We start from the raw sequence: 8171 nt of genomic DNA on the forward strand, positions 1-8171 counted from the left end.
AGGGGTCCTTTTTCGACGCCGATCACCCCGCTACCGGGGTCCCTTTTCCACGCCGATCCACAGCCACCTACTCCGTTGGCTTAGGCCGTCCTACCAGGGCGCGGCTTACCAAGCGCATGAGAGCGACACCGGCCTCTTGAGGTTCCTCCGCTCTTTCAAAGAGAGCCGGTTCGCGAACATTTTCGCCACCGATCAAAAGCGTGCCGATCGTGAAGCCTTCAGCGATGAGACGCTGTTCTGATTGCTCCAAGTGCCGGGTCAGCAGACTTTGGTCGTCGTTCGCGAGCAGTGTTGAATCATCGATCGGTGCACCATCAGAGATAAGGCAGATTATTCGGCGCGCCCATTTCGTAGGATCGAGCCGATCTGCCGCCCAGATCAGCGCCTCACCATCAATATTTTCGTGGAGCATGTCCGGCCGTAGCGCCATCCTCAGGTGCCACGGATGACGAGTGTTCCGATCGGCCGCCCCGTAAATCAGGTGCCTCAGGTCGCACAACCGACCGGGGCGCGGAGGTTTGCCCGCCCAACGCCAAGCCTGGCGAGACTTGCCGCCCTTCCAACTGGTTGTGGTAAATCCAAGCAGCTCGGTGGCAACGCCCGCTCCGTCTAGCGCGTCCACAGCTCCTTCGACGGCAAGAAGCGCTGACATCATTCGAAGACCGCGCATCGAGCCTGAGTGATCGATCAGGAAGGATACTACGGCGCGAGCGCGTTCTTCAACAGGAAGATGGCCCTGAAGATCACGAACGAGAGCTGCGCCGCTTGCTGCAATCTTTACTCGCTCACCCATGAAAAGAGTGTCAAGTTGACTGTTCGCATCATCGAAGCTGCGCTGCTGCTCCTTGGTTAGCTGGGGAAGCAAGGTGGAAAGGTTGGCCGGACCGACAATCTCATCAAAGGCCGTTGTAAATACCCGATAGTCCGATCCATCAGGCGTTGCGGGCCCGGTTTCGAACCTCTTCCTCAAGCCAATGATGATGGGTGATGCCGTCATGGTCTTGCAAGCTGGACGATCAGCGGGGTCCGGGCAAGCAGAAGGAGCTTACTGGCGATCCGGCGCGAGTGATCTATGCCGCTCCCTCCAGCGACGGCGTGTCCGGGGCTAGGTGGCGGATCAGCGCCAGTTCCCGGTAAAGGGTAGATCGTCCAAGCCCAAGCTGCTTCGCAGCCTGCGCCGGACGGACACCTGCCTCGACCAGCTTAAGCGCCGAGGCGAGCTTGTCGGTGTCGAGCGTCGGCCGCCCCGGCACCTTGCCGCGTGCGCGGGCAGCGGCGATCCCGTCGCGGGTACGCTCCACGATCAGCCGCCGTTCGAAATGTGCGATGGCGCCGAAGACGTGGAACACCAGCTCGCCAGCGGCCGACGACGTATCCAGACGCTCCTCCAACGATCGGAACGCCAGCCCGCGTGCTTTGAACGTGTCGATCGTCTCCAGCAGCTCCTTGAGCGAGCGGCCGAGCCGATCGAGGCGCACTACGCAGATGGTGTCACCGGCACGGCAGAAGCCCAGCATCTCGGTTAGGCCCGGTCGATCGAAGCTCTTGCCGGATATGATGTCGTCGAACACCCGGATCGCGCCGGCTTCCCCGGTCAGCCGGCGCCGCTGCACCTCCAGGTCCTGGTCGCTGGTGGAAACGCGGGCATAGCCCAGCACGTCCGGCATCGTGTTACCCCTGTCCCTAATCCGCTCGGTTTGTGGACGAGCGTGCCGGCATCCGCAAAATAGCGTGCTGACCGTCTCTAAATACTGTCCACAAACCCGCCGTGTCCAGAAAATCTGAACCGCATTTTGTGGACGATTTCCGGATCGCAGCGGATTACCCAGCGCGCCGCCACCTTGGTTCGAGCATGGCAGCGGGCGTCGGTCATGTTGCGGAGCCGGCGGATCGACTGACCGGTGCCGCTCGACAGTCGATCCAGCAAGGCTTGGGGCGGATCGTCCGCGCAGCGATCAAGGTCGCCGACATTGCAGCCGAGGCCATATCGACAGAAGGTCGCCACACCCATGCCGTAGGTGTCGGCCAGTCTGCGGACGTAGGTGTCGAGCCTCTCCAACGGACGCGGTTGCGGATGCAGCGGCCAGCGCGGGCGCGGTAGGTCGCCCATCAGCTCGACTTCATCGAACACGGGGGAAGGACGCTTCGAACAGGGCGCGCCGTTCGTCCGGCCCACGAAAGTCGCACCCTTCGAGCATCACGCGGTCGATCCGTTCGCGTCCGTGCAGCAGCGCATGAACCGTCGCGGCGGTCAGCAAGGCCGCGACCTCGCCGATCAGGCCGGCGGAACGGCGCAGCACTATGCTGCGTAGCTCGGGCGCGTCCGCCAGCGTCGATCGCTCGCGCAGCGGCAGCGCACGCTCGAAGCTGGCAAGGAGGCGCGCGAACACGCCGTCGTCGTGCCATGCCGGCAGCGGGACCGGTTCGAAACGGTTCTCAAGCTGGTCGTCGCTGCGCACCGCGATCTGCGCCTGCTTGGTGCCCAGGCCGACGATCGGGATGCGGAGCGTGTTGCCGAGAAAGCGGAGCATGTTCAGGAATTCGGCGCGGCGACGGTGCGTGCCGGCGAGCAAGTTGTGCAGCTCGTCCACGATCAGCACCCGCACTTCGACGGCGCGCAGAAGGTCGAGCGCATAGCGTTCGAGACGTTCGCCAGGGAGGTTGAACGACACCGGCGCGTTGAGCGCGGTCAGGATCGCCCCGTAGAACCGCCGGACGCTCGGTTCGGTCGGCATCTGCATCACCACGACCGGCACTACCTCGCGCTGGCCGCACGCACTCGGTTGCGGCGGATGCAGGCGCCGAAACTTCTCAGCGATCATGCTCTTGCCGTTGTTGGTCGGCCCTACGATCAGCAGGTTGGGCGGCCGGATGCGGCTTGGTCCAAATCGGAAGGCGTCATCGAGCCGCGCCAGCGCTGCTTCCGCGTGGGGATGAGCGATCCACCATTGGCCGTGCATATGGGCTAGGCGTTCCGAGGCTGGCAGGTCGGCAATAGCGCGAGCAGCGGGCGAGAGATGATCCGGCTCGCCCGTCATGCTCACCACTCCTCCACGTCGAAAGGCTCGGATGATGCTGTGCCATCGACCGCTAGCACCGGCCAAGGCGAGGCAGGTTCGCTCAACCGAGGATCGGGCTCGGTGATGACACGCAGCCCGATCCGGCGGGCCTGATTGCGCCGGGTCGTGCGCGTCGTAGTTCGCGCCTGAGCTTCGATCTCGCGCATCTCCTCGATCGCGGCGAACAGCACGCCTTCGTCTACCTCACTTTGCCGTTGCCGGCGCAGGCGGGATCGGGCGAGACGGTGTTCCCACAGCGAGACGGGTGGCCGGGAAAGTTCACGGTAGCCGACTTCGAGATAGCCGCCGTCGTCCGGGTCATGGACGTAGATGCGGCTGAGGTCGCGGGGATCTCGGCGGATGAGTACGCGCCGGGGTGGTCCGTCCCGTTCGATCCACGGTTTCAGCGCATCCGAAAAATAGTGGATGTGGTCTATCACTATCCCGTCGCGCCGCAAGGTTCGCCGGACAACGGGCAGGAAGTCGATCAGGAACGCGCGCGGATCACGCGGCGTGGGCGGTGCCCGACCGTCAGCGGCAAGGGCACGCACACCTTCCTGATAGCGTCGCAGCGGGGCTGCGCCGTCCAACCCGGCATGGGGACGCAGGTGGTAGAGCTTGGCGATGGCGACGGCCAACCATCGTTCCAGCTCCGCGAGCGTCAGGCACGCAGCCTTGTCGCTGTCGTAGCGTCCACGCTGCATGACGTTGGAGAAGGTCGTGCCCGGCAGGCCATGCACCAACTCCATCAACGTGCCGATCACCCGTTCTACGACACCACCGACCTGTGGTCGCCCGAGCGGTCGCCAGTCGATCGTGATGTCGTGCTGGGCACAGCCGCGTTCCAGTGCCTCCGAATGGAACTCGGCGGCATTGTCTACCCCGATCTGCCGGGGGCGCCCTATCACCGGCCAGTCTGCATCGACCCCGATAGCTTCCAGCCATGCCCGCTTGTCCGACGCGACATGCGCCAGGCACAGGCCGACGCTGGTGGAGGACGGCCCTTCCAGCGTCACTAGGAATCCGGCGATGCAGCGGCTGAACATGTCGATCGCGACCGTCACCCAGGGTCGGCCGATCGGGCGGCGCTCGATCGGATCGACCAGGATGAGGTCCACCGGCGTATGATCGATCTGCACCACGTCGAGCGGCGCCTTCGCCGTCACGGTCGATCCCAGCACTGCTTCCGGCACGGTCACGTCGCCGCGTCGGCGCCGCTCCTCCTGCGACAAGGCCGCGATCCTGCGCCGAACGGTACTCGCCGATGGCGGGCACACATGCTGATCGCGGGCGCGTCGGCGAACCTCAACCACGATCTTCTCGGCCGACAGCCGCTGCGGCGTCAGGTACAGCTCGGCTACAGCGTCGCGGATCAAGGCATCGCGGCGCTCCTCGATACGCCTCTTGCCGCGACCGCCATCCGACCCACTGCTGACCATGGCGGTCAGGGCACCGCCACCCTCACGGCATCTTCGGAGCAAACGGTACACTTGGCGCTCGGTCACGCCCAAGGCCGCAGCCGCTGCGCGGGCCTGTTCGCGGGGACATGACGGCAACGCTGCCAAAGGGCGAAGCACCGTCGCACGCCGCTCCGCCTCCTGCCATAACGGCTCGGGCACGAGGCTCAGGTCCGGAGCTACTTCTGCCATCTGCCGACCTCCACTTCGAGGGAAGTGCAAGCTGCTGACATCGAGTCCGATCGCCAGCGACACCGACTGTGACAAATGCCGGCCCCGCTTAGCAAGCGATCATACGCCTACCGCTGACATCGGCTTCGAGAACTGACATCGCCCGAAGAAACCGGCGCAGCATGCCGCCGACGATCCTGGCCATAACCCACGGCCGGTGTGTCCCTTCGGCAACACCGGCGACGCTAGTAGGCAGGGCCTACATTTTGCCGCTTGCCGGGTTCCAATATAAATACTCTTATATCGATCAAGCCCAAGCGGCTGAATAAACGGGGAAACTACGTGAAGCTGTCACATCTTTATGTGGCCACGGCTCTGACGCCGCTGGCCATCGCTATCGCTTTGCCTGCGGCGGCACAGACCATCGCCACCGATACGCAGACCAGCCCGGTGCCCGATCCGACGCAGGTGCCGGCCGACGCGCAAAGCCCGCAGTCGCCGAACGCCGACGCGCAATCGGCCGGGGCCGACATCGTCGTCACCGGATCGCGCATCCGCCGCGACGAATATTCGGTCGCCGAGCCGATCACCGTGGTCGGCCGTGACGAAATCACCCAGGCGGGCTTCGCCAGCATCGCCGACGCGCTGCAAAGCAACGCGATCGCGCAGGGCGCATCGCAGATCAACAGCGCTTATGGCGGCTTCGTCACCGACGGCGGCGGCGGTGCCAACACGCTCGGCCTGCGCGGCCTTGGCCCCAACCGCACGCTGATCCTGCTGAACGGCCGCCGCCTGGCCCCGGGCGGCACGCGCGGCTCGCTGCTCGCCGCCGACCTCAACGTGCTGCCCAACGCCATCGTCGAGCGGATCGAGGTGCTGAAGGCCGGCGCGTCGTCGGTCTATGGCTCCGACGCGGTCGCCGGCGTGGTCAACATCATCACCGACCAGAAGCTGAACGGCCTTCAGCTCAATTTCCAGGTGAACGTTCCCGAAGTGGGCGCGGGCATCGATCGGCGCGGCAGCGCCAGCTTCGGCTTCAACAACGACCGGCTGAGCATCATCGGCTCGGCCGAATATCGCAAGCGCGACACGCTCTCGCGCAACGACGTGCCCTTCTTCGGCTGCCCGATCGGCGGCTTCCTGAACGGCGAAGGCTCGGCATTCGGGTCGGGTGACAATTTCGCGCCCGACGATCCGCGCGCCTGTTTCACGATCGACAATGGCGGCGTGACGATCAACACGCTGGGTCTCCCCACGCGCGACGCGATCGGCCGGACCAGCGGCACCATCGGCCGGTTCAACCGGTTCGTGCCCGCGCCGGGCGTGACCACCGGGCCGTTCCCCGGCTATCTCGGCGTCGGCACCTATGACCGCGACACCTTCGATCCGCGGCAGGAAGAAGAGCCGCTCATCAACTCGGCCGAAATCTACACCGGCTATCTCGCCGCCACCTACAAGCTGGGCTTTCTTGGCGATGCCGAGGTGTATGGCGAGCTGCTGGCGACGCGCCGCAAGTCGTCGACGCCGCTCTACCGCCAGTTGTCGCTCGATTATCTCCAGGGCAGCCCGCTGCTGCCTGCCGCGATCCGCAACGGCGCGTTCGCCAATCCGACCAACACGTCGAGCGGCCGGCTGATCGCGGCGCGCGCCTTCATCGGCTATGGCATGACGTCGTCCGAACAGACGGTCGACTATGTCCGTGCGTCGGGCGGGGTGCGTGGCGACTTCTTCTTCCCGCGCTGGCGCTATGACGCCTATGTCGGCAAGTCGTTCAACGACGGCACCTATGAAGCCGAATCGTTCCTGACCGATCGTCTGGCCAATTCGCTCAACGTCGTGGCCAACGCCAACGGCACCTTCAGTTGCGCCAGCGCCGCCGCCAACCCGACCTGCGTCGCGGCACCGGCGCTGACCGCCGGCGTGATCGGCGGCGACCTGCCCGCCGCGTTCCGCAACTACATCGTCCAGAACACGATCGGCAAGACGCGCTTCCGCGAGACGACCTATGCCTTCAACATCGACGGTCCGCTGTTCCGCCTGCCCGCCGGCGACGTGCAGGTCGCGCTGGGCGTCGAGCATCGTCGCCAGAGCATCGACGATCAGCCCGACCTGAATTCGGTGAACGGCAACCTGTTCGGCCTGACGGCGGCGACGCCCACGGTCGGCAAGGACAATGTGAAGGAAGGCTTCGGCGAAATCTTCGTGCCGATCTTCGAGGACAAGCCGTTCTTCTATCGCCTGAACCTCACCGGATCGGCGCGCTATACCGACTATGCGTCCTATGGTTCGGACGTGACCTACAAGGTCGCGGGCGAATGGGAGCCGTTCCGCGGCTTCGGCGTGCGCGGCAGCTATGGCACGTCGTACCGCGCCCCCGCGCTGGCCGAACAGTTCCTCGGCGCCACCAGCGGCTTCCTGCCCACCACCAGCGATCCGTGCAGCGCGCTGCCGGTCGCCGACGAACAATCGCCCAACCAGCGGATCATCGCGCGCAACTGCGCATCGATCGGCCTACCGGCGGACTTCGAACAGCGCAGCGGCATCACCTCGTTCCGGGTCGGCGGCGCGGAAGCCGGCCTCAGCGCGGAAACGTCGACCAACTGGACGATCGGCGCGGTGGTGCGCCCGCAACTGCCCGAGTCGGTGGGCCAGTTGTCGCTCTCGCTCGACTATTTCGACGTGAAGGTCGACAATGGCGTGTCGGACCTGAGCGGCGCGACCATCCTCCAGCGCTGCTACGGCAACGCCAATTTCGATGCGACCGGCGGTTTCTGCCGTTTCGTCCAGCGCGATGCCAACCAGGCGCTGACCGTGACCAGCAGCTTCGTCAACCTGTCGGAGAACATCGTCAAGGGCTTCGAATTCAACGGCCGCTATGCCCGCGAATTGCTGGGCGGAAAGTTCATCCTGAATGCCAACGTCACCAAATATACCGAACAGTCGACCCGGCTGTTCCCCGAAGAGTTCCTGACCGACTCCAACGGCATTGTGACGTCGCCCGACTGGGTCGGCAATTTCGACGCGACGTTCAACGTCGACGCCGTGACGATCCGCTACGGGCTCGACTGGACCGATGGCGACCGCAACCGGACCTATGATTATTTCGCGTTCGACAATCTGACCGGGATCAGCGACCCCGAGCTGGTGCAGGAATATCGCGACAATTATTATCTGGAGGTCGACAACTACTTCCTGCATTCGCTGTCGTTGCAGTTCAACGTGCAGAAGCAGTTCCAGTTCACCGTCGGCGTCCGCAACATGCTCGACACCAAGCCGCCGCGCATCAGCGCGGTCGGGTTCACCACCGTCGCCAACGCGCCGCTGTATTCCGGCTACGACTATGTTGGACGGCAGTTCTTCGCCAACGCCAACATCAAGTTCTGATAGCCTGTCTGGAAACTCGCGGAAACGCGGGTTTCCATGCGGTGCCAGCCCGCTCCCCCTCCCGACCACCCACAGCGTATCCTGATTGGGTGGTCGGGAG

Annotated in this window: 6 protein-coding genes; 1 reads left to right on the forward strand and 5 read right to left on the reverse strand. The window is 64.7% G+C overall.

All coding sequences use genetic code 11. The features are described 5' to 3' along the window. Window positions 1-67 precede the first annotated feature (67 nt). From ASE78_RS18170 to ASE78_RS04065, 5 genes are all read right to left on the reverse strand, one after another. Complete coding sequence (locus tag ASE78_RS18170) at window positions 68-997, reverse strand: cobaltochelatase CobT-related protein (RefSeq protein WP_082466999.1); 930 nt, start codon at window positions 995-997, stop codon at window positions 68-70. A 73-nt stretch (window positions 998-1070) separates the two neighbouring features. Next, the gene (locus ASE78_RS04050; RefSeq protein WP_056493594.1) at window positions 1071-1667 is read right to left on the reverse strand and encodes a recombinase family protein; all 597 of its coding nucleotides are present in this window, start codon (window positions 1665-1667) and stop codon (window positions 1071-1073) included. 77 nt (window positions 1668-1744) lie between these two features. After that, complete coding sequence (locus ASE78_RS04055; protein ID WP_056493599.1) at window positions 1745-2131, reverse strand: TniQ family protein; 387 nt, start codon at window positions 2129-2131, stop codon at window positions 1745-1747. Beyond that, a complete protein-coding gene (locus ASE78_RS04060) occupies window positions 2121-3038 on the reverse strand; it encodes a TniB family NTP-binding protein (RefSeq protein ID WP_056493601.1) in 918 nt (305 codons plus the stop codon). Before ASE78_RS04060 ends, ASE78_RS04055 begins: the two co-directional genes overlap by 11 nt. A 2-nt stretch (window positions 3039-3040) precedes the next feature. Beyond that, entirely contained in the window at window positions 3041-4708 is a 1668-nt protein-coding gene (locus tag ASE78_RS04065; RefSeq protein WP_056493603.1) for a Mu transposase C-terminal domain-containing protein, read from the reverse strand. A gap of 342 nt (window positions 4709-5050) precedes the next feature. Between ASE78_RS04065 and ASE78_RS04070 the strand changes: the two genes are divergently transcribed. Beyond that, window positions 5051-8071, forward strand: a complete 3021-nt coding sequence (locus ASE78_RS04070; protein ID WP_235514866.1) for a TonB-dependent receptor plug domain-containing protein — start codon at window positions 5051-5053, stop codon at window positions 8069-8071. Window positions 8072-8171 lie beyond the last annotated feature (100 nt).

This window comes from Sphingomonas sp. Leaf25, assembly GCF_001421635.1.
In the GTDB taxonomy this organism is placed as follows: Bacteria; Pseudomonadota; Alphaproteobacteria; order Sphingomonadales; family Sphingomonadaceae; genus Sphingomonas.

Coding starts and splice junctions, on each gene's coding strand:
- ASE78_RS18170 (WP_082466999.1), bottom strand. CDS start 997: ATGACGGCATCACCCATCATCATTGGCTTGAGGAAGAGGTTCGAAACC.
- ASE78_RS04050 (WP_056493594.1), bottom strand. CDS start 1,667: ATGCCGGACGTGCTGGGCTATGCCCGCGTTTCCACCAGCGACCAGGAC.
- ASE78_RS04060 (WP_056493601.1), bottom strand. CDS start 3,038: ATGACGGGCGAGCCGGATCATCTCTCGCCCGCTGCTCGCGCTATTGCC.
- ASE78_RS04065 (WP_056493603.1), bottom strand. CDS start 4,708: ATGGCAGAAGTAGCTCCGGACCTGAGCCTCGTGCCCGAGCCGTTATGG.